The organism is Stenotrophomonas sp. Y6, from assembly GCF_022436665.1.
GTDB lineage: Bacteria > Pseudomonadota > Gammaproteobacteria > Xanthomonadales > Xanthomonadaceae > Stenotrophomonas > Stenotrophomonas acidaminiphila_A.
Genome location: NZ_JAKUKB010000006.1, coordinates 102,281 through 125,857, shown reverse-complemented (window position 1 = coordinate 125,857; position 23,577 = coordinate 102,281). Strand labels below are relative to the sequence as shown.

General features: G+C 70.0%; 23 protein-coding genes and 1 riboswitch. Of the genes, 18 read left to right on the top strand and 5 right to left on the bottom strand.

Annotated features, from left to right (window positions below; translation table 11 throughout):
* Nucleotides 1-51 precede the first annotated feature (51 nt).
* The 3 genes from MKP15_RS08910 (at nucleotide 52) to MKP15_RS08900 (ending at nucleotide 3,428) form a co-directional block, all read left to right on the top strand.
* Complete coding sequence (locus MKP15_RS08910) at nucleotides 52-723, top strand: alpha/beta hydrolase (protein ID WP_056932714.1); 672 nt, start codon at nucleotides 52-54, stop codon at nucleotides 721-723.
* Between the two features lie 2 nt (nucleotides 724-725).
* Nucleotides 726-1,820 carry a cell division protein ZapE gene (gene zapE, locus MKP15_RS08905; RefSeq protein WP_104940297.1) on the top strand — a complete coding sequence of 365 codons (1,095 nt, stop codon included), beginning with the start codon at nucleotides 726-728 and terminating at the stop codon, nucleotides 1,818-1,820.
* 129 nt (nucleotides 1,821-1,949) lie between these two features.
* Complete coding sequence (locus tag MKP15_RS08900) at nucleotides 1,950-3,428, top strand: VWA domain-containing protein (protein WP_240212467.1); 1,479 nt, start codon at nucleotides 1,950-1,952, stop codon at nucleotides 3,426-3,428.
* A gap of 151 nt (nucleotides 3,429-3,579) precedes the next feature.
* Here MKP15_RS08900 and MKP15_RS08895 read toward each other — a convergent pair whose 3' ends face one another.
* Nucleotides 3,580-4,389, bottom strand: a complete 810-nt coding sequence (locus MKP15_RS08895) for a DUF2884 family protein (protein ID WP_240212466.1) — start codon at nucleotides 4,387-4,389, stop codon at nucleotides 3,580-3,582.
* A 267-nt stretch (nucleotides 4,390-4,656) separates the two neighbouring features.
* A riboswitch (cobalamin riboswitch) is annotated at nucleotides 4,657-4,881 on the top strand.
* Nucleotides 4,882-5,147: 266 nt separating this feature from the next.
* Here MKP15_RS08895 and MKP15_RS08890 point away from each other — a divergent pair.
* Entirely contained in the window at nucleotides 5,148-7,457 is a 2,310-nt protein-coding gene (locus tag MKP15_RS08890; protein WP_240212557.1) for a ribonucleoside-diphosphate reductase subunit alpha, read from the top strand.
* 63 nt (nucleotides 7,458-7,520) lie between these two features.
* Here the strand turns inward: MKP15_RS08890 and MKP15_RS08885 are convergent, their stop codons facing one another.
* The gene (locus tag MKP15_RS08885; protein WP_275692527.1) at nucleotides 7,521-7,877 is read right to left on the bottom strand and encodes a four helix bundle protein; all 357 of its coding nucleotides are present in this window, start codon (nucleotides 7,875-7,877) and stop codon (nucleotides 7,521-7,523) included.
* 175 nt (nucleotides 7,878-8,052) lie between these two features.
* Here MKP15_RS08885 and MKP15_RS08880 point away from each other — a divergent pair, with 175 nt between their 5' ends.
* From MKP15_RS08880 to purU, 5 genes are all read left to right on the top strand, one after another.
* Nucleotides 8,053-9,012, top strand: a complete 960-nt coding sequence (locus MKP15_RS08880; RefSeq protein WP_240212556.1) for a ribonucleotide-diphosphate reductase subunit beta — start codon at nucleotides 8,053-8,055, stop codon at nucleotides 9,010-9,012.
* A gap of 100 nt (nucleotides 9,013-9,112) precedes the next feature.
* On the top strand, nucleotides 9,113-9,517 hold the full coding sequence (locus tag MKP15_RS08875) for an acyl-CoA thioesterase (protein WP_104939837.1): 405 nt from the start codon (nucleotides 9,113-9,115) through the stop codon (nucleotides 9,515-9,517).
* Between the two features lie 15 nt (nucleotides 9,518-9,532).
* Nucleotides 9,533-10,408 (top strand): NAD-dependent protein deacetylase, encoded by an 876-nt coding sequence (locus MKP15_RS08870; RefSeq protein ID WP_240212464.1) that lies wholly within the window; start codon nucleotides 9,533-9,535, stop codon nucleotides 10,406-10,408.
* Nucleotides 10,409-10,481: 73 nt separating this feature from the next.
* Complete coding sequence (locus MKP15_RS08865; protein WP_240212463.1) at nucleotides 10,482-11,576, top strand: NADH:flavin oxidoreductase/NADH oxidase; 1,095 nt, start codon at nucleotides 10,482-10,484, stop codon at nucleotides 11,574-11,576.
* 102 nt (nucleotides 11,577-11,678) lie between these two features.
* On the top strand, nucleotides 11,679-12,530 hold the full coding sequence (gene purU / locus MKP15_RS08860; RefSeq protein ID WP_240212462.1) for a formyltetrahydrofolate deformylase: 852 nt from the start codon (nucleotides 11,679-11,681) through the stop codon (nucleotides 12,528-12,530).
* 9 nt (nucleotides 12,531-12,539) lie between these two features.
* Here purU and pncA read toward each other — a convergent pair whose 3' ends face one another.
* Entirely contained in the window at nucleotides 12,540-13,163 is a 624-nt protein-coding gene (gene pncA, locus MKP15_RS08855) for a bifunctional nicotinamidase/pyrazinamidase (RefSeq protein WP_240212461.1), read from the bottom strand.
* Between the two features lie 147 nt (nucleotides 13,164-13,310).
* Between pncA and MKP15_RS08850 the strand changes: the two genes are divergently transcribed.
* The 6 genes from MKP15_RS08850 (at nucleotide 13,311) to MKP15_RS08825 (ending at nucleotide 19,794) form a co-directional block, all read left to right on the top strand.
* The gene (locus MKP15_RS08850; protein WP_240212460.1) at nucleotides 13,311-14,003 is read left to right on the top strand and encodes an MgtC/SapB family protein; all 693 of its coding nucleotides are present in this window, start codon (nucleotides 13,311-13,313) and stop codon (nucleotides 14,001-14,003) included.
* A 291-nt stretch (nucleotides 14,004-14,294) separates the two neighbouring features.
* Nucleotides 14,295-15,545 carry a CsgG/HfaB family protein gene (locus MKP15_RS08845; RefSeq protein WP_275692533.1) on the top strand — a complete coding sequence of 417 codons (1,251 nt, stop codon included), beginning with the start codon at nucleotides 14,295-14,297 and terminating at the stop codon, nucleotides 15,543-15,545.
* Between the two features lie 451 nt (nucleotides 15,546-15,996).
* Nucleotides 15,997-17,031 carry a tRNA dihydrouridine(20/20a) synthase DusA gene (gene dusA / locus MKP15_RS08840; RefSeq protein WP_275692526.1) on the top strand — a complete coding sequence of 345 codons (1,035 nt, stop codon included), beginning with the start codon at nucleotides 15,997-15,999 and terminating at the stop codon, nucleotides 17,029-17,031.
* Nucleotides 17,032-17,323: 292 nt separating this feature from the next.
* Nucleotides 17,324-17,590 (top strand): hypothetical protein, encoded by a 267-nt coding sequence (locus tag MKP15_RS08835; RefSeq protein ID WP_233996394.1) that lies wholly within the window; start codon nucleotides 17,324-17,326, stop codon nucleotides 17,588-17,590.
* 71 nt (nucleotides 17,591-17,661) lie between these two features.
* Nucleotides 17,662-18,345, top strand: coding sequence for a response regulator transcription factor (locus MKP15_RS08830; protein ID WP_004136763.1), 684 nt, complete (start codon nucleotides 17,662-17,664; stop codon nucleotides 18,343-18,345).
* Nucleotides 18,346-18,369: 24 nt separating this feature from the next.
* The gene (locus MKP15_RS08825; RefSeq protein WP_199776834.1) at nucleotides 18,370-19,794 is read left to right on the top strand and encodes an ATP-binding protein; all 1,425 of its coding nucleotides are present in this window, start codon (nucleotides 18,370-18,372) and stop codon (nucleotides 19,792-19,794) included.
* An 88-nt stretch (nucleotides 19,795-19,882) separates the two neighbouring features.
* Here MKP15_RS08825 and MKP15_RS08820 read toward each other — a convergent pair whose 3' ends face one another.
* Nucleotides 19,883-20,686: a M90 family metallopeptidase gene (locus MKP15_RS08820; protein ID WP_240212458.1), complete on the bottom strand. Its 804-nt coding sequence runs from the start codon at nucleotides 20,684-20,686 to the stop codon at nucleotides 19,883-19,885.
* On the bottom strand, nucleotides 20,653-20,940 hold the full coding sequence (locus MKP15_RS08815; protein WP_161614855.1) for a hypothetical protein: 288 nt from the start codon (nucleotides 20,938-20,940) through the stop codon (nucleotides 20,653-20,655). Before MKP15_RS08815 ends, MKP15_RS08820 begins: the two co-directional genes overlap by 34 nt.
* Nucleotides 20,941-21,068: 128 nt before the next feature.
* On the opposite strand from MKP15_RS08815, the gene birA reads away from it, so the two are divergent.
* The 3 genes from birA to MKP15_RS08800 are packed head-to-tail and all read left to right on the top strand — an operon-like array spanning nucleotide 21,069 to nucleotide 23,551.
* Entirely contained in the window at nucleotides 21,069-22,034 is a 966-nt protein-coding gene (gene birA, locus MKP15_RS08810) for a bifunctional biotin--[acetyl-CoA-carboxylase] ligase/biotin operon repressor BirA (RefSeq protein ID WP_240212457.1), read from the top strand.
* A complete protein-coding gene (locus tag MKP15_RS08805; protein ID WP_240212456.1) occupies nucleotides 22,031-22,768 on the top strand; it encodes a type III pantothenate kinase in 738 nt (245 codons plus the stop codon). Before birA ends, MKP15_RS08805 begins: the two co-directional genes overlap by 4 nt.
* Nucleotides 22,769-22,777: 9 nt before the next feature.
* Complete coding sequence (locus MKP15_RS08800) at nucleotides 22,778-23,551, top strand: SPOR domain-containing protein (protein WP_240212455.1); 774 nt, start codon at nucleotides 22,778-22,780, stop codon at nucleotides 23,549-23,551.
* Nucleotides 23,552-23,577: the final 26 nt, after the last annotated feature.

Below are 23,577 nucleotides of genomic sequence, written 5' to 3'. Positions count from 1 at the left end.
GCTACCGGGGATGGCGGTGAAGCCGGTGAAGGGGGCCGGTATTATGGCGGCATGAGCAATCCTTCCTTTCCCCGCGAACCGGCGGTGCTGATGCTCGAGGGCCCGTGCGGGCCGCTCGAGGTCGCGGTCGATCCGCCCGAGGGCGATGTCGCCGCGCGGCCGGTCGTCGCCGTCATCTGCCACCCGCTGTCCACCGAAGGCGGCAGCATGCACAACAAGGTGGTGACCATGGCCGCGCGCGCCCTGCGCGAGCTGGGCATCACCACGGTGCGCTTCAATTTCCGCAGTGTCGGCGCTTCGGCCGGCAGCTACGACAACGGCGAAGGCGAGCAGGACGATCTGCGCGCGGTGGTGGCCTGGGTGCGCGCACAGCGCCCGGACTGCGCGCTGTGGCTGGCCGGTTTCAGCTTCGGCGCCTACGTCTCGCTGCGCGCCAGTGGCGCGCTGGCGCCGCAGGCGCTGATCTCGATCGCGCCGCCGGTCGGCCGCCGCACCTGGGATTTCGACGCGCTGCAGCCGCCGGCGCAGTGGCTGGTGGTGCAGGGCGACGCCGACGAGGTGGTCGACGCGCAGGCGGTCTATGCGTGGCTGGAGACGCTGGCCGACCCGCCTCAGCTGGTGCGCATGCCCGACACCAGCCATTTCTTCCATCGCAAGCTGATCGACCTGCGCGGCGCGATCCAGCACGAAGTGCGGCGCTGGCTGCCCGACGGCAGTTGCTGAGCATGGAGGCGACGACCCCCTCGCAGCGCTACGCCGCCGGCGTGGCCCGTGGCGACTGGCGCGACGATCCGGCCCAGCACCCGGCACTGGCCGAACTGGACCGCATCCACGAGGCCATCGTCGATTCGGCGCAGGACGGCTGGCTCGACCGGCTGTCGGCCTTCTGGAAGAAGCCCGGGCCGGTCAAGGGCCTGTATTTCTGGGGCGGCGTCGGCCGCGGCAAGACCTTCCTGGTCGACCTGTTCTACGACGGCCTGCCGATCGAGCAGAAGTACCGCACCCACTTCCACCGCTTCATGCGCGGCATCCACGAGCGCCTGCGCGAACACCAGGGCCAGAGCGACCCGCTGGCCAAGATCGCCCAGGAATGGCGCAGCAGGCTGCGGGTGCTGGTGCTGGACGAGTTCTTCGTCACCGACATCGGCGACGCGATGCTGCTGGCGCGCCTGCTGGAACGGCTGTTCGCCGAAGGCGTGACCCTGGTGACCACCTCCAACACCGCGGTGGAGAACCTGTATCTCAACGGCCTGCAGCGCGACAGCTTCCTGCCGGCCATCGCCCTGCTGCAGAAGTATTGTGTGGAGCTGTACGCCGAAGGCACCGAGGACTACCGCATGCGCGCGCTGACCCGCTCGCCGGTGTACCGCGCGCCGCTGGAAGGCGACAGCGACGCCTGGCTGGAGCGGCGCTGGAAGGAGCTGAGCGGCGGCCAGGACGCGCGCGCCGGCAACATCCAGATCGAGGGCCGCAAGATCCCCGTGCGCGGGCGTGGCAAGAGCATCGTCTGGTTCGATTTCGCGGCGCTGTGCGAAGGCCCGCGCGGGCCGTCGGACTACATCGAGATCGCGCGCGAGTTCAACACCGTGCTGCTGGGCGGCATCCCGCACTTCGACCGCCTGAACGAAGATGCCGCGCGGCGCTTCGTCAACCTGATCGACGAGCTCTACGACCGCCAGGTGAACCTGGTGTGCACCGCGCAGGACCCGCCGCCGCTGCTCTATTCCGGCACCCGCCTGGCCGGTGCCTTCGAGCGCACCGCCAGCCGCCTGATCGAGATGCAGAGTGCCGAGTACCTGGGAACCGCCCACCGCCTGTAGCCCGCTGGCCGCGTGCCGGGGCCGACCCCCGGCCGCGGCATGCGCCGCCAACCCCGTTCTTTGCCACCATCCGTTCTGTTCCGTGCCTGCCGCCGCGGCGGCCCACCCCGCAAGCAACGGAGTACGCAGATGAAGCACGCAAGCATGGCCTTCCGGCGTCCGCCGGTACGTTCGATGGCGTTCGCGCTGACGCTGCTGGCCGGCCTGCCGGCGCTCGCCGGCGAGCCGCGGTGGCCACCACCGGCGCCCGCCCCCGCCGTGGTGCAGCCCGACCTGCAGGCGCCCGTGCCCACGCGCCGGCGCCAGACCACCGCGGATTTCCGCGCGCCGGCGGCCAGCGTGTGCAGCGACATGCCGCGGATGCGCGAGGTGCCGGACCCGGACCCGCAGCCACCGGAGCGGGTGCGCGAGATCCCCACCCTGGTCGGCAAGGTTCCGCATCGCAGGGAACTGCACGAGATGGCGCCGCCGCCTCCGCCGCCGGCCCCCATGATCGCCGTCGACGCGGCGGTCAGGGTATCGGAGGTGGCGGACGCGCCCGCCGCGTCGTCGCCACCGGCGATGCAGCGCCCGGCCACGCCGGTGACCGCCGGCGTGGTCGATGACAACGCCGACTTCGGCGGGTTCCAGCAGTTCCTGCAGCGCCACCCCGAGGCGGCGCGGCTGGGGCGCGACGTGTCGGTGCGCCAGCGCCTGCGGGTGGTCGATGCGCAGGGCCGGCCGGTGCCCGATGCCGAGGTCGCCGTCTCCGCGGCCAATGGCGCGCGCATGTGGGCGCGCACCGATGCCGGCGGCCAGGCCTGGCTGCACCTGAATGCCTTCGACGACCGCGATTCGGCCAGCTACCGGGTCGACGTGCGCCGCGCCGGGCAGCAGGCCCGGGCGCAGTTGCGGCGCGGGCAGAAGGACGCGCTGGAAGTGCGCCTGCCCACCGCCGCGGCGATCCCGCGCGCGCGCCTGGACCTGGTGTTCATGGTCGATGCCACCGGCTCGATGGGCGACGAGATCGACAAGCTGCGCGCTTCGCTGCGCGACATCGTGCGCGGCATCGAGCAACTGCCGTCGCGCCCGGACGTGTGCCTCGGCCTGGTCACCTACCGCGACCGCGGCGACGAATACTTCGTGCGCAGCTGGGACCTCACCGGCAACGTCGCCGCGTTCCAGCAGGTGCTCGACGGGGTGCGTGCCGGCGGTGGCGGCGACATGCCCGAGGCGATGAACGAAGCCTTCGCGCATGCGGTGCAGGCGCTGGACTGGCGCGGACCGGCCACCACGCGGCTGCTGGTGTCGCTGGCCGACGCACCGCCGCACATGGACTATCCGCCGCCGCACTACGACCAGACCATGCTGGCGGCGCTGGGCAAGGGCATCAAGGTGTTCAGCGTGGCCGCGTCGGGGCAGGACACCACCGGCGAGATCGTGCAGCGGCAGATCGCCCAGTACACCGGCGGGCGCTTCATCTTCCTCACCTACAAGGTTGCGTCCGACCCGGGCAGCGGGCCGGGTCGCGAAACCGTGCACGATGTGGCCGACTATTCGGTGGATACGCTGGACGCGCTGGTGCTGCGGCTGGTGCGCGAGGAACTGGCGCAGCTGCCGCAGGGGTGAGCGCAGCGCCGGCGTCGTGTCGTCGGCCGGGGGGATCCTTTTCCCCGCGGGAGAAGCCGCCCGAAGCGCGGATCAGGGGGCGGCGTCGACGACGGTGAACCATCGGCCCTGACCGCCCTCACCCCGACCCCGCTCCCGCGGGGAGAAGGGCTTAGGGCAGCTCGATGCGGTTGTCCGGTGCCTGTTCCTTCGCCATCGGCGCCGTGGCCGGTACCCCGCCGCCGACGTTCATCATCCGCAGCGGCTGGCCGTCGTAGCGGAACTCCAGCGCCGACTGCACCCGGTCCAGCGCCAGGACCTGGGTACACAGGGACTGCACGTGCTGCTCCAGGGCGCGGGCGCGCGCTTCGATCTTCGGCTCCAGCTCCGCTTCCATCTTCCCGGTGCGTTTCTCGATGCGCTCTTCGCCGCCGGTGAGCAGGGTCCACAGCAGGCCGCGGGCGAGGGAGCCCTTGAGCGATTCGGCCGATGCCTGCACGCGCTGTTCGAAACCTTCGCCGAACAGCTCCTGCTCCCAGCGCCCGCGGCCGATGGTGGAGGCGACGAAGCGCTCGGCGTCCCTGCGCAGCGCGCGCACCTTGCGCGAATCGAAGTTGCCGGTCATGGAGCCGTACACCATGTCCAGCACGTCGAAGCTGATGCCCACCGATTCATTGGCGATGCCGGTGACCGCCGGCATCAACTGACGCACCCCGGTCTCCAGCACCCGCAGGCGTTGCGCGTCCGCGGCACTGACCACCTGCATGCGCCCGTCGATGCTCAGCTCGCCATCGTGGAACACGATCTCGCGCGGGCTGGCGTCGCGCTGCCGCAGCCAGATGCCGCCGCCGTCGACCAGCACGTCGTAATCGGTGCTGACCCCGCACTGGGTGGACGACAGCGCCGGCGGCTTCACCGGGCCGGCCTGCGCGGACAGGCATGGCAGGGCGAGCAGGGCAGCGGCGAGGAGCAGGCGGCGCATGCGGGGAATCCATTCGAAGGGCCGACAGGATCGCCGGCCGCGCCGTGGCCGGGCGCCCGCCGGAAGTCATGGCGCTGCAACCGGGGTATCGGACGATGAATGCGTGAGGTGTTTTCCTACCCGCCAATTGGCCTCCAAAGGGTTGACTGCGCAGTCCTGATGAGCCGTCAGTCCCGTGCCGGCCTGCCGCTCCGGAAGCGATCGCTTGTGCCACAAGGGGAGCGCGGCTATCCACAATATTTGGCGTTGACCTGGCCGGTCACCCCCACTATCTTGTGGCCCGTCGGTTCTGGCGGGTTGCTCCCCGCCGGATTGAAAGGGAAGCCGGTGACGCCTTCAATGGCCAGTCCGGCACTGCCCCGCAGCGGTAATTGGGAACGAACCCGCCACCTAGCACTGAGGCCCGATGCCTTGGGAAGCGGCGGAAGTAGGAGGAGGCCCCCGCCTCCGCGCCCATGAGTCCGAAGACCTGCCGACAGCCGCGCGAAGCACAGCGCGCGGTGCCGGCTGCGGAGTCTTCGAGGGGAAGACGGCTGGCGACGCGGCAGCGCCGGTGGCGACCTCGGGTCGTGCCCGTCGCGGATGCTGCGACGCCGTCCTTCCATGCTTGTCGCCCGCCACCGGCCCCCCTGGTTCCTGCGAGGGCAGGCGCCGCGTGCACCACGCCATGAGGACGCATTGCCGTGACCGCCACCGATACCGCCGTTGCCCCTGCCGAGGCCGGCTTCGAACTGACCCCCCCGCCGACCGCCACCGCCATGAGCGTGACCAAGCGCAATGGCGGCACCGAGCCGGTGGACCTGAACAAGATCGTCCGCGCGATCCAGCGCTGCTGCGACGGCCTGCATGCGGTCGATCCGATGCGCGTGGCCACTCGCACCATTTCCGGCCTCTACAACGGCGCCACCACCCAGGAACTGGACGAACTGTCGATCCGCACCGCCGCGCTGCTGATCGGCGAGGAGCCCGAGTACGGCCGCCTGGCCGCGCGCCTGCTGGCCAATTTCATCGCCAAGGAAGTATCCGGCCAGGAGATCCACGCGTTCTCGCAGTCGGTCGCCCGCGGCCACGAGGTGGGCCTGATCAACGAGCGCCTGCTCAATTTCGTGCAGGTCAACGCGCGCAAGCTCAACGATGCGGTCAACCTGGGCTACGACCTCAACTTCGACTACTTCGGCCTGCGCACGCTGTACGACCGCTACCTGCTGCGCCACCCGCACACCCGCAAGGTGATCGAGACGCCGCAGCAGTTCTTCCTGCGCATCGCCAGCGCGCTGTCCGAGGACGTGCCCGAGGCGCTGGCGCTGTACCAGCGGCTGGGCAACCTGGACTACCTGCCGTCCAGCCCGACCCTGTTCAACGCCGGCACCAGCCACGAGCAGCTGTCGTCGTGCTTCCTGCTGGATTCGCCGCAGGATTCGCTCGAGTCCATCTATGCCCGCTACGGCGACATCGCGCAGCTGTCCAAGTTCAGCGGCGGCATCGGCGTGAGCTACACCCGGGTGCGTTCGCGCGGTTCGCTGATCAAGTCCACCAACGGCCATTCCAACGGCATCGTGCCGTGGCTGAAGACGCTCGACTCCTCGGTCGCCGCGGTCAACCAGGGCGGCAAGCGCAAGGGCGCGGCCTGCGTCTACTTGGAAACTTGGCATGCCGACATCGAGGATTTCCTGGAGCTGCGCGACAACGCCGGCGACGATGCCCGCCGCACCCACAACCTCAACCTCGCCAACTGGGTGCCGGACCTGTTCATGCAGCGGGTGGAGGCCGACCAGCCGTGGTCGCTGTTCGATCCGCGCGTGGTGCCGGAATTCACCGACCTGTACGGCGAGGCGTTCGAACGCGCCTACCTGCAGGCCGAGGCCCAGGGCAAGGCGGTCAAGACCGTGCCGGCGCGCAAGCTGTACGCGCGGATGATGCGCACCCTGGCCGAGACCGGCAACGGCTGGATGACCTTCAAGGACAAGTGCAACAAGGCCAGCAACCAGACCCTGCGCGCCGGCAACGTCATCCACCTGTCCAACCTGTGCACCGAGATCCTCGAAGTCACCTCGGCCGAGGAGACAGCGGTGTGCAACCTGGGCTCGATCAACCTCGGCAACCACCTGGACGCGCATGGCGATTTCGATTTCGACAAGCTCGCCGAGACCGTGCGCCTGGCCGTGCGCCAGCTCGACCGGGTGATCGACCTGAACTTCTACCCGATCGAGACCGCGCGCCGCGGCAACCTGCGCTGGCGCCCGGTCGGCCTGGGCTGCATGGGCCTGCAGGACGTGTTTTTCCGCAAGCGCCTGCCGTTCGACTCGGACGCCGCGCGCGCGCTGTCGGCGAAGATCGCCGAGGCGATCTACTACCACGCGCTGGAAACCTCGTGCGAGCTGGCGCAGGAGCGCGGCCGCCACCCCTCGTTCAACGACACCCGCGCCGCCAGCGGCGAGCTGCAGTTCGATGCCTGGGGCGTGGTGCCGGCCGACGCCGCGCGCTGGGACGCGCTGCGCGAGCGCATTGCCAAGCACGGCCTGCGCAACTCGCTGATGATCGCCATCGCCCCGACCGCGACCATCGCCTCGATCGCCGGCTGCTACGAGTGCGTGGAGCCGCAGGTATCCAACCTGTTCAAGCGCGAGACCCTGTCCGGCGACTTCCTGCAGGTCAACCGCTACCTGGTCGGCGAGCTCAAGCAGCTGGGGCTGTGGACGCCGGAGATGCGCGACGCGATCAAGCTGGCCGACGGCTCGATCCAGAACCTGCCGCAGATCCCCGAGGCGCTGCGCGGCGTGTACCGCACCGCGTGGGAACTGCCGATGCGCGCGCTGATCGACATGGCCGCAGACCGCGGCGCCTTCATCGACCAGTCCGCCTCGCTCAACCTGTTCATGGAGAGCCCGAACATCGGCGCGATGTCGTCCATGTACATGTACGCGTGGAAGAAGGGCATCAAGACTACGTACTACCTGCGCTCGCGCCCGGCCACCCGGATCGCCAAGACCACGGTCAGCAGTTACACCCCGGCCGAAGCCGTCGCCTGCTCGCTGGAGAACCCGGAAGCCTGCGAGGCCTGCCAGTGAGGCAGGAGTGAATGAAGAGGAGTGAGGAGTGAGAAGGAGCAACGGCAAAAAGCCACCGTCATTTCATCTTTCTCTTCTTCGTCTGCGCCGCATGCTGGTCAGCATGCGGCTGGTTTCCTCGATCAGACTGCGCGCGCCTGTTGTCTGGTCGTGGGGAAACCAATACAGGTCTTCGCACAATGTCAGCAGTGTTTCCACTTCGGACAGTGAGCCGTGTGCTATCGCAAGGAAGTGCGCCTTCTCTGCGGAACTCTCGCCGGTCCAGCCTTCGGCAATGTTGGCAGGAATGGAAATGGCGGCACGGGTGAGCTGGCTCCGCATCCCGTAAACCTCTTCGCGCGGAAGTCCGGGCACCAGCTTGTAGACGGAAAGCGCCAGCTTCATGGCTTTCCGCCAGAGAACAGTTCGTTGGTAATGCATGCGTTCCCGGGGGGCGAATCCGGCCCCAGCCTCACCTTCCCGGGAAAGCCAAAAAATAAGGAATTTTCGTATGTCTTCGTCAGCCGATACCCTTGCAGTGACCCCTCTCGCTCCTCACTCCTCTTCACTCACTCCTCGTCTTCTCGACCCGGGCTTCGAACTGACCCTGCGCCCGATGCGCTACCCGCAGTTCTATGACATGTACCGCGATGCGATCAAGAACAGCTGGACGGTCGACGAGATCAACTTCCAGATCGACATCACCGACCTGCACCACAAGATGACCGCGGCCGACCGCCACCTGATCCACCGCCTGGTGGCGTTCTTCGCCACCGGCGATTCCATCGTTTCCAACAACCTGGTGCTGAACCTGTACCAGCACCTCAACGCGCCGGAAGCGCGCATGTACCTGTCGCGCCAGCTGTATGAAGAAGCGCTGCACGTGCAGTTCTACCTGACCCTGCTGGACAACTACCTGCCCGACCCGGAAGAGCGCTTCCGGGCCTTCGCCGCGGTGGAGAACATCGCCTCGATCAAGAAGAAGGCCGACTTCTGCTTCAAGTGGATCGACTCGATCCAGGGGCTCAAGCGCATCGAGACCCGCGAGCAGCGCCGCCAGTTCCTGCTCAACCAGATCTGCTTCGCCGCCTGCATCGAGGGCCTGTTCTTCTTCGCCGCGTTCGCCTACGTGTACTACTTCCGCTCGCGCGGGCTGCTGCCGGGGCTGGCATCGGGCACCAACTGGGTGTTCCGCGACGAGAGCTGCCACATGGAGTTCGCCTTCGAATGCGTGCGCACCATCCGCGCCGAGGAGCCGGACCTGTTCGACGCGGCGATGGAGCGCCAGGTCTACGAGATGCTGTCCGAGGCCATCGAATGCGAGGTGCAGTTCGCCGAGGACGTGCTGTCCGGCGGCGTGGCCGGTATTTCCACCCGCGACATGCGCCAGTACCTGCAGCACTGCGCCGACAACCATTTCGTCAAGCTCGGCATGGCCAAGCGGTACAACGTGCGCAACCCGCTGCCGTTCATGGAGCTGCAGGACGTGCAGGAGCTGACCAACTTCTTCGAGCGCCGGGTCTCGGCCTACCAGGTCGGCGTACAGGGCGAAGTCGCCTTCGACATGAATTTCTGAGGCGGGGCGCCGGGGTGGGGCGGCGGGGCGCAGGCGTCACGCCGCCGGTGCCCGGCGCTGCGTATCATCCGCTCCTGCCCCCACTGCCGCGACCGTCGCCATGAATGCCACGCCCAGCATCGTCCCGCCCACCGAAGTGCGCATGGTGGAGATCGTCTTTCCCAACCACACCAACCACCTGGGCACCCTGTTCGGCGGCCAGGCGATGGCATGGATGGACAAGGCGGCCTTCCTGGCCGCCGCGCGCTACTCGCGGCGCACCGTGGTTACCGCGCATTCGGACCAGGTGGACTTCAAGCTGCCGATCCGCATCGGCGAGATGGTCGAAACCGTCGGCCGGGTGGTCGAGGTCGGGCGCAGCTCGATGACGGTGCAGGTCGAGCTGATCGCCGAGGACCTGCACAGCGGCGAGCGCAAGCTGTGCACGCGCGGCCACTTCGTGATGGTGGCGCTGGATGCCGACGGGCGCCCGACCTCGGTGCCGCCGCTGCCGGCGCAGGCCTGAGCGGAGGGCCGGACCATGGCGGTGCGGCCGGATGACGCCGGCATCCACGTTCCGGGCGCGGCGGATGCGCGGCTGGCGGCATTCGTCGCCCGCCACCGGCGGCTGCTGCTGCTGACCGGCGCCGGGTGCAGCACCGATTCGGGCATTCCCGATTACCGCGATGCCGACGGCCAGTGGAAGCGCACGCCGCCGGTGGACTACCGCGCGTTCATGGCCGACGCGGCCGTGCGCCGGCGCTACTGGGCGCGCAGCCTGGCCGGCTGGCCGCGCTTCGGTTACGCCCTGCCCAATGCCACCCACCAGGCGCTGGCCGCGCTGGAGGCGGCCGGCCGGGTGGAACTGCTGTTGACCCAGAACGTGGACGGCCTGCACCAGCGCGCCGGCAGCCGGCGTGTGATCGACCTGCACGGGCGGCTGGATCAGGTGCGCTGCATGGGCTGCGGCGCGCGCTCGCCGCGCGAGGCACTGCAGCAGCGCCTGCTCGAGGCCAACCCCGGGTGGGCGACTGCACAAGCAGCACAGGCGCCCGATGGCGACGCCGACCTGGAGGGCGATTTCAGCGGCTTCGTGGTGCCGGACTGCCTGGCCTGTGGCGGCCTGCTCAAGCCGGATGTGGTGTTCTTTGGCGAGAACGTGCCGCGCGAACGCGTGGCCGACGTGCATGCGCACCTGCAGCGCGCCGACGCGGTGCTGGTGGTCGGCTCGTCGCTGATGGTCTATTCCGGGTTCCGCTTCGTCGATGCCGCGGCCCGGGCCGGGCTGCCGGTGGCCGCGGTCAACCTCGGCCGGACCCGCGCCGACGCGCTGCTGTCGCTGAAAGTGGAGCAGCCATGCGCGCAGGCGTTGGCGTTCCTGCTCGACGGCAGCTGGGCGGCGGCCAAGACGCAGTGATCCACCGCGCCGGTTGAATCGACCCGCCGGGCGGGAGTGCAATGGGCGCCCCCCACAAGCGGATCACCCCCACGTGAGCCTTCTGTTCTCGCCGCTGTCGCTCGGCCCCCTGTCGCTGTCCAACCGCATCGTCATCGCCCCGATGTGCCAGTACTCGGCCGATGACGGCCGTGCCACCAGCTGGCATGCCCAGCACCTGGGCACGCTGTCGCAGTCCGGCGCCGGGTTGCTGATCCTGGAGGCCACGGCGGTCGAACCCCGCGGCCGCATCAGCTGGGCCGACCTGGGGCTGTGGGACGATGCTACCGAGGCGGCGCTGGGCGAGGTGCTGGCCGCGGTACGGCGCTGGTCGAAGATGCCCATCGGCATCCAGCTGGCGCATGCCGGGCGCAAGGCGTCCACCGCGCGGCCCTGGGACGGCGGTGGCGCCATCGCCCCCGGCCAGGCGCATGGCTGGCAGGTGCTGGCGCCGTCGGCGCTGCCGTTCAACGCCGGCGATCCGGTGCCGCAGGCGCTGGACGCGGCCGGCATCGACGCGCTGGTGGAGGCCTTCGCCGCGGCCGCGCGGCGCGCGGCGCGGCTGGGCCTGGAACTGATCGAGATCCATGCCGCCCACGGTTACCTGCTGCACCAGTTCCTGTCGCCGTTGGGCAACCATCGCGACGATGACTACGGCGGCTCGCTGGACAACCGCATGCGCCTGCTGCTGCGGGTGTTCGACGCGGTGCGCGCGGCAGTGCCGGCGGGTGTCGCGGTAGGCGTGCGGATCTCCGCCACCGACTGGGTGGACGGTGGCTGGGACCTGGCGCAGAGCATCGCCGTGGCCCGCGCACTGGAAGCACGCGGCAGCGATTTCATCCACGTCTCCAGCGGCGGCCTGGACCCGCGCCAGCAGATTCCGGTGGCGCCGGGCTACCAGGTGCCGCTGGCCAGTGCGATCAAGGCGCAGGTCGCCACGCCGGTGATGGCGGTGGGGCTGATCACCGAGCCACGCCAGGCCGAAGCGATCCTGGCCGAAGGCCATGCCGACGCCATCGGCATCGCCCGCGGCATCCTCTACGACCCGCGCTGGCCGTGGCACGCGGCAGCCGAGCTTGGCGCGCAGGTACACGCCGCGCCGCAGTACCTGCGTTGCCAGCCGCACGGGCTGCGCGCGCTGTTCGGGTAGGTGCCGGGCCCGCCGGGCAGGGGCTCTGCGGGGCAAGCCCCGCAGCGACGGGAGGCCCAGTTGGTTTCCCCGGAAAATTTCGAGCGTCGCTAGACTCCGTCGATGCGACCCGATTACATCCTCACCCTTTCCTGCCCGGACCGTACCGGCATCGTCTACCGTGTCTCCGGCCTGCTGTTCGAGGCCGGCTGCAACATCCTCGACGCCCAGCAGTTCGGCGACGAGGAAAGCGGCCGTTTCTTCCTGCGCGTGCACTTCGACATGGCCGCGGCCGGCGACGCGGCGGCGCTGCGCGAACGCCTGGCACAACTGGGCGCGGAGTACGCCATGGACTGGCAACTGCACGACGCGCGCCGCCGCGCGCGGCTGCTGGTGCTGGTCAGCAGGCAGGGGCATTGCCTGAACGACCTGCTGTTCCGCGCGCACAGCGGCCAGCTGCGGGTGGACATCGCCGCGGTGGCCTCCAACCACCCGGATTTCGCCAGCCTGTCCGGTTCCTACGGCGTGCCGTTCCACCATCTGCCGGTGGACGCGGGCAACCGCGTGCAGCAGGAACGGCAACTGCTCGACCTGGTCGAGCGCGAACGCATCGACCTGGTGGTGCTGGCCCGCTACATGCAGATCCTGTCGCCGCAGCTGTGCCAAGCGCTGGCCGGCCGCGCGATCAACATCCACCACAGCTTCCTGCCCAGCTTCAAGGGCGCCCAGCCGTACCACCAGGCGCACGCGCGCGGGGTCAAGATCATCGGCGCCACCGCGCACTACGTCACCAGCGACCTGGACGAAGGCCCGATCATCGAGCAGGACGTGGCCCGCGTGGACCATGCCATGACGCCGCGCGAGCTGGTGCGGCTGGGCAGCGACACCGAATCGCTGGTGCTGGCCCGCGCCGTGCGCCGCCACGTCGAGCACCGCATCCTGCTCAACGGCCACCGCACCGTGGTGTTCCGCTGAGCGGCGGCATCACGCCACGATGTCGATCCCGCCTTCGATCAGCGCGATGCGGGTGGCTTCGTCGCCCTCGGGCGATACCGGCCGCGTCAGCTCCCACAGGAACCGCACGCGGAAGCCACTGATCGCCGCGTCCTGCGCGCTCCACAGCACGCAGTAGTCGCGCGCCAGCCCGCAGACGTGCACCTCGCTGATGCCGCGCTCGTGCAGCCAGCCGGCCAGGCCGGTGGCCGGGCGCTCGCCGCGCGGGCCGTGGTTCTCGCGGAACGCGCTGTACGAATCCACCTGGCGATGGCTGCCCTTGCGCAGGATCAGGTCGGCGCTGCTCCAGTCCACCTGCGGGTGCAGTGCCGCGCCCGCGGTGCCCTGCACGCAGTGGTCCGGCCACAGCGTCTGCGCATGGCCGTGCAGCGGAATCGACTCGAACAGCCGGCGGCCGGCGTGCTGGCTGGCGAACGACGCATGGTCGGCCGGGTGCCAGTCCTGGGTGGCCACGACGGTGGCGTAGTGGCGCCGCGCCAGCAGTGCGGCGATACCCGGCACGATGGCATCGCCCTGGTGGCACGGCAGCGCGCCGCCGGGCATGAAGTCGGGTTGCAGGTCGATCACCAGCAGGGCGGTGTCATTGCCGTACATCGCAGGTTCCGGTGCGGGGAACCTTGAAGTGTAACGCCGTGATGGGCGGTGCCGGCCCGCGGCACACGCCACCCGTGGCCGCGCGGCCTGCGCATCGGCCTACACTGCGGCGTCGGCAGGCTGCCGGCGGACAACCGGGAGGCGGCGATGATCCAGTGGTGGGAACTTGGCCTGCGGCTGCTGCTGGCGGCCCTGCTCGGCGCGGTGATCGGCATCAACCGCGGGCGCCTGGAATGGGCCGCCGGACTGCGCACGCACATGCTCGTCTGCGTGGGCTCGGCGCTGGCGGTGATCGTGTCCACGTTCGGCTTCTTCGACGTGCTGGGGCGGCCGGGCATCCAGCTCGATCCGTCGCGCATCGCCGCGCAGGTGGTCAGCGGCGTGGGCTTCCTCGGCGCCGGCACCATCCTGTTCCTGCAGCGCGAGCAGGTGATCCGCGGGCTGACCACCGCCGCTGGATTGTGGGCGGTGGCGTCGGTTGGCCTGGCTGCGGGCGCCGGCCTTTATGCGGCGGCGATCATGGCGACGCTGCTGATGTGGGCGATCCTGGCATTGCTCAAGCCGCTGGAACAGCGTTACCTGCACCGTCGCGCACACAGCGGCCGGTTGCGCCTGCGCATCGCGGCGGGTACGCCGCTGGCACGGGTGGAGAATGCCGCCAGCGACGCGGGCCTGCCGGTCCGGCGCATCACCCTGCGTCCGCGCGAGCAGGACAACGACATCGTCGACATCGATTGCGACCCGCCGCTGCCGCGCGCGCAGATGCTGGCCAGGGCGGAGCAGCTGGGCCGCGTCGAAGGCGTGGTGTCGGTGGAGCTGCCCGGGCTGGCCGAGGGCTGAGCACGAGGGCGCGGCGCCGGTTCCCGGTGCGCGGTGGAGAGGGCCGCACCGCATCCGCCCGGACTGCTTCATCCGCGGGTCCAGCATGGATCTTCTGCGCCGCTGCGGGATCGGTGGGTCGTGCCGCCTACAACGCGCGCCAATGCCCTGGATTTCCGGGGAAATGCATCTTCACACAATCATCACAAACCTATATGGTGCCCGGTCGCGCGCGCCTGCCCGTGGCGTGCGTCGTGCAGGCCGGAGGGTCTGGATACCTGTCCCGGCAAGGGGCAATCAGGAGATGTGGTGATGATGGAAACTTCAATCCGGCCCCGCGTTGTGATCGCGGCTGTCCTTGGCGTCATTCTGGGAGCGAGCAGCTTTGCCAGCCATGCCGCGATCTCGAAGATCATTCCCGGGGGGCGCCTGATCACCGCCGCGCTGGGCTCGAAGAAGTGTCCGGAAAGTGCCGGCTCCCTGCGCATCGTCGAGCCGGACGACGGCATGGGGGCCTGGGCATCGTACGGCCTGCCCGCACCGACGCGGATGCTGCGCGTGCTGGTGAACGACTCCCGCTGCTTCTCCGTCCTGGACCGGGGCGTCGGCTTTGCGGCTGCGCAGGCCGAGCGCGCGCTGGCCCAGGCGGGCCACCTGCAGGACGACCAGAACATCGGGGCAGGGCAGATGCTGGGCGCCGACTTCGTGCTGATTCCCGACATCGTGTCGCAGAACCCGAACGCGGGCGGCAGCAATGTCGGCGTGCAGGCGGCGTCCGGTCAGAAGCGTGGCCTGATGGCCGGCATGCTCAACGTCGCCACGCTTGGCATCGCGGGCAAGATGTCCAGCAACAAGCAGACCGCGCAGGTGGTGTTGACGCTCGTGGACGTACGCACGTCCGAACAGCTGGTCAGCGTGACCGGCGAGGCGAAGATCACCGATCGCGCGTGGTCGGCGATGGTCAATGCGTCGAATGCGCAGGGCAACGCCGGCGTGCGCCTGGGCAGCTGGGAGAACACCGAGATCGGCAAGGTCATCCAGGAGGCCTACGAAGAGGCCTTCGAGCAGATGGTTGCGGACATCCAGAAGCCACGCAGCCGGGTGTTCGCGCGGCAGCAACCGAAGGCGGCCCCGCAGGCCCCGGCAATCATGGCCGCGGTCGAACCGATGGCGCGCCTGGACGCGCCGGCGATCGCCGCGCAGGCCACCGCGGTGATGCCGGTGCTCGCCGCTGCGGCCGCCGCGTCGCTGCCGCTGCCACTGCCTGGCGAAGTCGAGGCAGTGCCCGGGCTGCCGGTGGCGCCCACCATCGTGCCAGCAGTCGCCGATGGGGTGCCCGACGCGCAACTGGCGCTGAAGCAACTGGCAGGTGCGGGTACGCTCGCGCTGCGCCGCACCGCGCGACTGCTCAGTGGCGCGAACAGCCAGGCGGGCACGGTGGCCGAACTGGCTACCGGCATGCTGGTGTTTCCCACCGGCAACATCCAGGGGAACATGCTCGAAGTCGAGGACGAGATGGGCAACAAGGGCTGGGTGCCCTCGGCGGTGGTGTCGGCGCCCTGAGCCCCATCCGCCGCGCCGCGACGGTGGGGCCTGCGCCTGGTCCGGCGCAGGCGGAGCCCACGCGAATCCCGCCCAGACGATGAATCCGTACAAGTGGTGCAGGCTGCAGCCGCTGAGCTGAGGGATGTGGCTGCCCCGCCACGTCCGGGTTGCCGGAGTACAAGCGTGGTCGGTTTGGCTGGCGTCGACATCCGGGCCGGATTTCTCCGTCCGTGGATCGCTGCGTGAACCGGCCGGCTGTCGTCGCTGGCAGCTATGCTGCTTTAGGGGATGAGTCGGCTGAGCGTTTGAGGTACAGCACCCTGTCTGTTGCCTTCAGCAGTGGGTGCAAAAGCCCCGTGTAAGATGTTGTGCCCTTGGCCCGGCGCCTGGCGGCGACCGCTCCCGTCGCGCACATGCACCACGCCGCCGCACGGGCTGTGCCCCGCAGACCCGTAGAAGCACCAGGACCATGCCGCATACCGAAACGCCCCGCGTCGAGGCCTCCAAGCCCCATAAGCCCTACGTTCTGGAGGGTTTGAGGCTGTCGGTCGCGCCGATGATGGACTGGACCGACACACATTGCCGGGTGTTCCACCGCATCCTAGCGCCCGGCGCGCGGCTGTATACCGAGATGGTCCACGCCAATGCGGTCATCCATGGCGACCGCCAGCGGCTGCTGGGGTTCGACCCCAGCGAGCACCCGCTGGCACTGCAGTTGGGCGGCAGTGACCCGGCGTTGCTGGCGCAGGCCGCGCGCATCGCCGCGGACTGGGGCTATGACGAGGTCAACCTCAACTGCGGCTGTCCGTCCGACCGGGTGCAGGCCGGGCGCTTCGGCGCCTGCTTGATGCGCGAGCCGGAGCTGGTGGGCGAGTGCGTGGCGGCGATGGTCGCGGCGGTGGATATCCCGGTCACGGTCAAGTGCCGGTTGGGCGTGGACCAGGACAACGACTACGCCGCGTTCGCCGCGTTCGTCGACCGCCAGGTGCAGGCCGGGGCGGCAATGGTGGTCGTGCACGCGCGCAATGCGTGGCTGCAGGGCCTGTCGCCGAAGGAGAACCGCGAGGTGCCGCCGCTGCGTTACGACTGGGCCTACCGGCTGAAGGCCGAGCGTCCGGGCCTGCCGGTGGTGCTCAACGGTGGCCTGGCCACGGTCGAGGCGGCGCAGGCGCAACTGGCGCACGTGGACGGGGTGATGCTGGGCCGGGCCGCCTACCACGACCCGTATGTCCTGCACCTGCTGGAAGCGGCGCAGACCGGCGCGGCCCCGCGCAGCCGCGAGGACCTGCTGCAGCAGATGCGCCCCTATGTCGAGTCCCGGCTGCAGGCAGGGCTGGCGCTCAAGCACATCACCCGCCACCTGCTTGGCCTGTACCACGGCCAGCCCGGTGGCCGCGGCTTCCGGAAGGTGCTCAGCGAGGGCGCGCATCGGCCCGGCGCCGGCTGGTCACTGGTCGAGCAGGCGGTGCAGGTCACCCGCGACCAAGCGGCACGTGCGGCCTGAAGCATCGGGGCGTATTCATCTTGCTCATGTAGCTGAATGGAGCGGTTGCGGAGGGGGGAGGGTTCAGACCGGATTCACCCCTAAAAATCAAGAATTTGCCTCGATTTCGTAAGTCTCGTGAAAAAACCCGTGGGCCTTTGTTTTCACGGATTTTGAACGATCCGCCGCAGTCCGATAGGATCACGTCATGCTTCCGGTTCCGCGTCACATTCTTGCCCTCGCCGCCGCGGCCGTCTTCACGGCCGGCACGCCGATGGCGCAGGCCTGGGCGCAGGACGGCCGGCCGCAGCAGATGCAGGGGGGCGAGCGGGAGATGCCGCGCGCCCGCATGCGCGACAATGCCGGTTCGCTTTCCGATGCGGTGCGGCGCGTCCAGCGCGAGACCGGCGGCCGCATCCTCGGCGCCGAGCGCGTGCCCTACGATGGCCGCGACATCAACCGGGTGAAGTACATGGACGACCGCGGCCGCGTGCGTTACATGGATGACGCGCCGCCGTCGCCCCGCGCCCCCCGGGGGCCGCGCCAGGCCGAACAGCCACCACGCGGCGATAACCCCTGAACGGCGATAGTTGTCCCGCAATCCGCTTACCCATGCCGGTGAACCGCCGGCCAAGCAACTAGGGAGAGTTCATGCGTATCCTTCTGGTCGAAGACGAAGCCCCGCTGCGCGAGACCCTGGCAGCCCGGCTCAAGCGCGAAGGCTTTGCCGTCGATGCCGCGCAGGACGGAGAGGAAGGGCTGTACATGGGACGCGAGGTGCCGTTCGATGTCGGCATCATCGATCTGGGCCTGCCCAAGATGTCGGGCATGGAGCTGATCAAGGCGCTGCGCGACGAGGGCAAGAAGTTCCCGGTGCTGATCCTGACCGCCCGTTCCAGCTGGCAGGACAAGGTCGAGGGCCTGAAGCAGGGCGCCGACGACTACCTGGTCAAGCCGTTCCACGTCGAAGAGCTGTTGGCGCGTGTCAACGCGCTGCTGCGCCGCGCCGCCGGCTGGTCCAAGCCGACCCTGGAGTGCGGCCCGGTCGCGCTGGACCTGGCCGCGCAGACGGTCAGCGTGGCCGGCAGCAATGTCGATCTGACCAGCTACGAATACAAGGTCCTCGAATACCTGATGATGCATGCCGGTGAGCTGGTCTCGAAGGCCGATCTCACCGAGCACATCTACCAGCAGGACTTCGACCGCGATTCCAACGTGCTGGAAGTGTTCATCGGCCGCCTGCGCAAGAAGCTGGATCCGGACGGCGAACTGAAGCCGATCGAGACGGTGCGCGGGCGCGGTTACCGCTTCGCGATTCCACGCAACGAGGGCTGATCCGCCACGCGCGGTACGGGCATGATCTACGGCCGTCTGTGGTTTTTCCGGCGCTGGCGGCCGCGTTCGTTGCAGGCGCGCCAGCTGCTGGCCGCCTCGGTGGGCCTGGTGGCCTTCCTTGCGCTGGCCGGCTATGCGCTGGACGCCGCCTTCGCTGGCACCGCGCGCGCCAATCTTTCCGAGCGCCTGAAGAACTACGCCACCGCCTACGCGGCCGGCATCGACTTCACCCGCGACCGCTCGCTCTACATCCGCGAACAACCGCCGGACCCGCGCTTCGACGTGCCCGGCAGCGGCCTGTACCTGCAGGTGGTGATGCCCGGCCACTCCGGCAACTCCATGTCGGCCGAAGGCCCGATCCTGCCGGACGTCAGCGGACGCATGCTCGCCCCGCGCGAGGAGATCTTCGAAGGCCCGCTGCCGATCACCCAGATCGACGGTACGCCCGGTGAGGTCTACCGCTACGGCATGGGCCTGGTCTGGGGCGGTGACGGCAGCCCCGAAAGCGAGTTCCCCTACACCATCTACGTGCTCGAGGATTCACGCGCGCTGGGCAAGCAGCTGCGCGTGTTCCGCAGCGCGGTGTGGTTCTGGCTGGGCGTCACCGGCCTGATCCTGCTGCTGCTGCAGACGCTGGTGCTGCAGTGGAGCCTGCGTCCGCTCAAGCGCGTGATCAACGAACTCACCCGGGTGCAGCGCGGCGAGCGCGAGCGCATGAGCGAGATGCACCCGCGCGAGCTGGAGCCGCTGACCGACAGCATCAACGCCTTCATCGAGAGCGAACGCGAGAATCTGGAGCGGCAGCGCAACACCCTGGCCGATCTCGCGCACAGCCTGAAGACGCCGATCGCGGTGCTGCGCACGCAGCTGGACAGCGGTGCCGGCGACGGTGCGCTGCGCGAGGAGCTGGACGTGCAGCTGCAGCGCATGAACAACCTGGTGTCCTACCAGCTGGCCCGCGCCGCGTCGTCGGGCCACAAGCTGTTCTCCGCGCCGGTGCCGATCGAGGCCAACGCCGAGGAGATCGTGCGCGGGCTGGAGAAGGTCTACGCCAGCAAGGGCGTGCTGTGCGAGTTCGAGATCCAGCCAGGCGTGAACTTCTACGGCGAGCCCGGCGACCTGCAGGAGCTGCTGGGCAACCTGCTGGAGAATGCCTTCAAGTGGGCGCGGCGCCGGGTGCTGTTGACGGTGCGCGCCATTCCCGCCGCGCCCGGTCGGCGCGCGGGCCTGGAACTGGCGGTGGACGACGACGGCCCCGGTATCGCCGAGGAGAACATCGCCAAGGTCCTGCAGCGCGGCGTGCGCGGCGACGAGCGCGTGCAGGGCCACGGCATCGGCCTGTCGATCGTGCAGGACCTGATCAAGGATTACCGCGGCGAGCTGCAGGTCAAGCGGTCGCCGGAACTGGGTGGCGCGCGTTTCGAAGTGACCCTGCCGCCGGGCCTGTGACCCGGCGCGGTTGATGGCCCGTGGGTGAGCGCTTCAGGGCGCGATCGGGGCTTTACCGACGACAGCGCGTGCGGGGCGGGCCCCGCACCTACGCACGTTCCGGCGGCTGGGCAGCGAACGGCGAGGGGCCGTAAAAGCGGCGCAGGTGCGCGGCCACGTCCGGCATGTCCCGCTCCAGCAGGTGCGGGGCGGAGAAGTGGTACTCGGTGGCCACGGCGAAGAACTCTTCCGGCGCTTCCGCCGCATACGGATCGATCGCGGTGTCGTGGCCGGCGTCCACCTGCGCACAGAAGGCATCGTAGCGGCGCTGGAAATCGCGTGCCCATTGCCGCTGCCAGTCGCGCGGCAGCGGCGGCGTGCCGTCGAGCGCGCCATCGAGCACGTCGATCTTGTGCGCCATCTCGTGCACCGCCACGCAGAAGCCCGCCTGCGGGTCGGCGATGTCGGCCTGCACGTCGGCCCAGGACAGCAGCAGCGGGCCACTGTCCCAGGCTTCGCCGATCAGTTCATCGTCCCACTCGTGCAGCACGCCGGCCGCGTCCACATGGTTGCGGCGTACCCGGAACGCATCCGGATACACCACCAGTTCCGACCACCCCTGCAGGCCCTGCTCGCCGAACTCCAGCAGCGGCAGGCAGCACAGCGCGGCCAGCAGCAGGCGCTGGCTGTCGTCCAGCGTCAGCCCGGCCACCGGGGTGATCGCCTTGCGGTGCAGGAAATGCGCCGCAAGGCCGCGCAGCCGCTCCTGGCGCCCGGCATCCAGCGCGTGCAGCCACGGGCATGCCTGGCACGTGCTGCGCCAGAGGGTTTCGTCAATGGAAGGCGGCGGGCGCCGCCAGCGGCGCAGGAACGACTGGATCAGCGGAACATACCCGGCAGCAACCGGTGCCACTTCGGCGCGCGCAGCCGCGGGATGATCTCCTCGTCGCTGCCGCCGCCGGCCTGCTGCGGCGCCGGCACGGCGTGCTTGGGCTGCGACGGGGGGGCGGCGTTGGCCAGGCTCACCGACGCCGCCGGTGCCGCCACGCGTTCCACTTCGCCCGGGGCATAGGTGCAGCCGTTGCGGGCCGGGGTGTCGATCGCCTCCGCGGCATGCGCGGCCACGGGGGCCAGCAGCAGGATCAGGCAATGGGCGGTACGGCGCATCGTCGACATCCGGGGGCGGTTGAGCTCCCGATTCTAGCCTGCTTTCCCGGCCGGATTGGAAGCCCCCATGGGCGGTCCGGGTGCCTTCACGCATAATCGGCCGATCTGTTGCGATCAGAAGATCCGTCGTGGACGACCGAGAACTGCTGGCCAAGCTGGGCCAGGGCGCCTTTTCCGGCGACGCCCTGGCGCGTGAACTGGGCCAGACCCGCGCCGCCGTCTGGAAGCGTATCCAAGGGCTGCGGGCGGCCGGCGTGGCCATCGACGGCCGTGCCGGCGACGGCTACCGGCTGGCGCAGCCGCTGGAACTGCTGGACCGCGCTCGCATCCTGGAACACCTGGCCCCCGCGGTGGCGGGCTCGGTCGCGGCGCTGGATATCGCCTGGACGGTGGGGTCGACCAACAGCGAATTGCTGCGGCGCAGCGCGCCTTTGCGCGGGGTCGAGGTGCTGCTGGCCGAGCGCCAGACCGGTGGCCGCGGCCGCCGCGGCCGGCACTGGGCATCGCCGCTGGCCGCCAACATCTACCTGTCGGTGTCGCGGGCGTTCGCCGGCGGCCTGTCGCGCATGGGCGGGCTCAGCCTGGCCGCGGGCGTGGCGGTGGGTGAAGCGCTGCATGCGCTGGGCTTCGCCGCGGCCGGGCTGAAATGGCCCAACGACGTACTGGTCGACGGTCGCAAGTTGGGCGGCCTGCTGGTGGAGGGCGGCGGCGAGTTCGCCGGCCCGGCGCGCGCGGTGATCGGGCTTGGCCTGAACGTGCGCATGCCCGGCGCCAGCGCCGCCGACATCACCCAGCCCTGGGCCGATCTGGATACCCTGGCCGGCGCGCCGGTGTCGCGCAACCAGGTGGTCGCGGCAGTGCTGTCGCAGCTGCTGCCGGCGCTCGACCTGTTCGAACAGCAGGGGCTGGCGCCATTCCTGCCACGCTACGCGGCGATGGACGTGCTGGCCGGGCGCGCGGTGCGCGTGGAGGAAGCGGGCACCCTGCACGAGGGCATCGCCCATGGCCTGGCCGAGGACGGCGCGCTGCGCTTGGCCATCGACGGCGGCGAACGCCATTTCCATGCCGGCGAAGTCAGCGTGAGGGCGCAATGAGCGACTGGTTGTTCGACCTGGGCAATTCCCGCTTCAAGTTCGCACCGCTCGACGGTGCCGTCGCCGGCAGCGTGCAGGCATGGGCGCATGGCGCCGAGGCGATGACCGCGGCCGCGCTGGAGGCCCTGCCGCGCGGCCACACCGCCTGGGTGGCCAGCGTCGCGGCGCCGGCACTGACCGCGACGGTCATGGAGCTGCTGCGGGCCCGCTTCGCACACGTGCAGGTGGCGCGGACGCTGCCGGCATGCGCGGGCGTCACCATCGCCTATGCGCGCCCGGAAAAGCTCGGCGTGGATCGTTTCCTCGCCCTGCTCGCCGCGGCCGCCACGCGACGGCCGGTGCTGGTGGTGGGCGTGGGCACGGCGCTGACGATCGACCTGATGGATGCCGACGGTCGCCATCTGGGTGGCCGCATCGGCGCCTCGCCCACGGTCATGCGCGAGGCCCTGCATGCGCGCGCGGCACAGCTGCCGGCCAGCGGCGGCGACTATGCGGAGTTCGCCAATGACACCGCCGACGCGCTGGCGTCCGGGTGCGACGGCGCCGCGGTGGCACTGGTCGAGCGCAGCCTGCGGCATGGCGCCGACCTGCTCGGGACCGCGCCGTCCCTGCTGGTGCATGGCGGCGGCGCCCTCCCGCTGTTGCCGTTGCTGCCCGATGCCGAGCACCGGCCCGCCCTGGTGCTGGACGGGCTGGCCCGCTGGGCCGTGCACCAGGCGACGCCGGAGCGCTAGGATCGCGCCATGCTGATTCGCTTCCTGATCGTCGCACTGGCCATCCTCAACCTCGGCGTGGCGCTGTGGTGGATGACGCCGCGGCCGGCACCGGCCACAGCGCCCGACGTCCGCGAAACCGGCGTCGCGACGCTGGAACTGGTACCCATGGACGCCGTGGGCGCCGGCGCGCCGGCCGTACCGGCGCCGACCGGTGCTGCCGCAACGGCTGCTGCTGCAACGCCGGCGCCTACCCCGGCCACGGCGCCGGATGCGGCCAGGGCTGCGGCTACCGCCGCCGCTACGCCAGCCGCTGCCGTGTCCGCGCCGCAGCCGTCGCCGCAGCAGCAGTGCGCGAGTTTCGGGCCCTTCCCGAGCCGGGAACAGGCGCAGGCGGCGCAGGCCGCGCTGCGCGCGGACCTGTCCCGCTCGCAGCTGCGCGAAGTGCAGCCCAAAGCGGCCAGCTACCGCGTGCTCACCGCCCCGGCCGCCAGCCGCGAGGAGGCGCAGGCCATGGCCCGGCGCATCGTCGAAGCCGGCTTCAGCGATTACTTCATCATCGCCCAGGGCGAAGACGCCAACGCGGTGGCGCTGGGCCAATACCGCAACCGTGAAGGCGCCGAACGTCGTCTCGCCACCCTGGTGGCGGCGGGCTTCCCGGTGCGGATCGTCGGCAACGGGGTCGAGGCCGACGCCAGCTGGTGGCTGGACGTGGCCCATGCCGACACCGCCAGCGCGGCGGATCTGCACAAGCGCAGCGGCGCGGCGCAGCGGCAGGCGCTGGAGTGCGCGCGCCTGCGCTAGAATGCCGCCCGGGCGCACCGCGGGTG

Excerpts from the sequence above, each read along its gene's own strand:
- MKP15_RS08910 (WP_056932714.1), top strand. The coding sequence starts at position 52 with ATGAGCAATCCTTCCTTTCCCCGCGAACCGGCGGTGCTGATGCTCGAG.
- zapE (WP_104940297.1), top strand. The coding sequence starts at position 726 with ATGGAGGCGACGACCCCCTCGCAGCGCTACGCCGCCGGCGTGGCCCGT.
- MKP15_RS08900 (WP_240212467.1), top strand. The coding sequence starts at position 1,950 with ATGAAGCACGCAAGCATGGCCTTCCGGCGTCCGCCGGTACGTTCGATG.
- MKP15_RS08895 (WP_240212466.1), bottom strand. The coding sequence starts at position 4,389 with ATGCGCCGCCTGCTCCTCGCCGCTGCCCTGCTCGCCCTGCCATGCCTG.
- MKP15_RS08890 (WP_240212557.1), top strand. The coding sequence starts at position 5,148 with ATGAGCGTGACCAAGCGCAATGGCGGCACCGAGCCGGTGGACCTGAAC.
- MKP15_RS08885 (WP_275692527.1), bottom strand. The coding sequence starts at position 7,877 with ATGCATTACCAACGAACTGTTCTCTGGCGGAAAGCCATGAAGCTGGCG.
- MKP15_RS08880 (WP_240212556.1), top strand. The coding sequence starts at position 8,053 with ATGCGCTACCCGCAGTTCTATGACATGTACCGCGATGCGATCAAGAAC.
- MKP15_RS08875 (WP_104939837.1), top strand. The coding sequence starts at position 9,113 with ATGAATGCCACGCCCAGCATCGTCCCGCCCACCGAAGTGCGCATGGTG.
- MKP15_RS08870 (WP_240212464.1), top strand. The coding sequence starts at position 9,533 with ATGGCGGTGCGGCCGGATGACGCCGGCATCCACGTTCCGGGCGCGGCG.
- purU (WP_240212462.1), top strand. The coding sequence starts at position 11,679 with ATGCGACCCGATTACATCCTCACCCTTTCCTGCCCGGACCGTACCGGC.
- pncA (WP_240212461.1), bottom strand. The coding sequence starts at position 13,163 with ATGTACGGCAATGACACCGCCCTGCTGGTGATCGACCTGCAACCCGAC.
- MKP15_RS08850 (WP_240212460.1), top strand. The coding sequence starts at position 13,311 with ATGATCCAGTGGTGGGAACTTGGCCTGCGGCTGCTGCTGGCGGCCCTG.
- MKP15_RS08845 (WP_275692533.1), top strand. The coding sequence starts at position 14,295 with ATGATGGAAACTTCAATCCGGCCCCGCGTTGTGATCGCGGCTGTCCTT.
- dusA (WP_275692526.1), top strand. The coding sequence starts at position 15,997 with ATGCCGCATACCGAAACGCCCCGCGTCGAGGCCTCCAAGCCCCATAAG.
- MKP15_RS08835 (WP_233996394.1), top strand. The coding sequence starts at position 17,324 with ATGCAGGGGGGCGAGCGGGAGATGCCGCGCGCCCGCATGCGCGACAAT.
- MKP15_RS08830 (WP_004136763.1), top strand. The coding sequence starts at position 17,662 with ATGCGTATCCTTCTGGTCGAAGACGAAGCCCCGCTGCGCGAGACCCTG.
- MKP15_RS08815 (WP_161614855.1), bottom strand. The coding sequence starts at position 20,940 with ATGCGCCGTACCGCCCATTGCCTGATCCTGCTGCTGGCCCCCGTGGCC.
- MKP15_RS08805 (WP_240212456.1), top strand. The coding sequence starts at position 22,031 with ATGAGCGACTGGTTGTTCGACCTGGGCAATTCCCGCTTCAAGTTCGCA.
- MKP15_RS08800 (WP_240212455.1), top strand. The coding sequence starts at position 22,778 with ATGCTGATTCGCTTCCTGATCGTCGCACTGGCCATCCTCAACCTCGGC.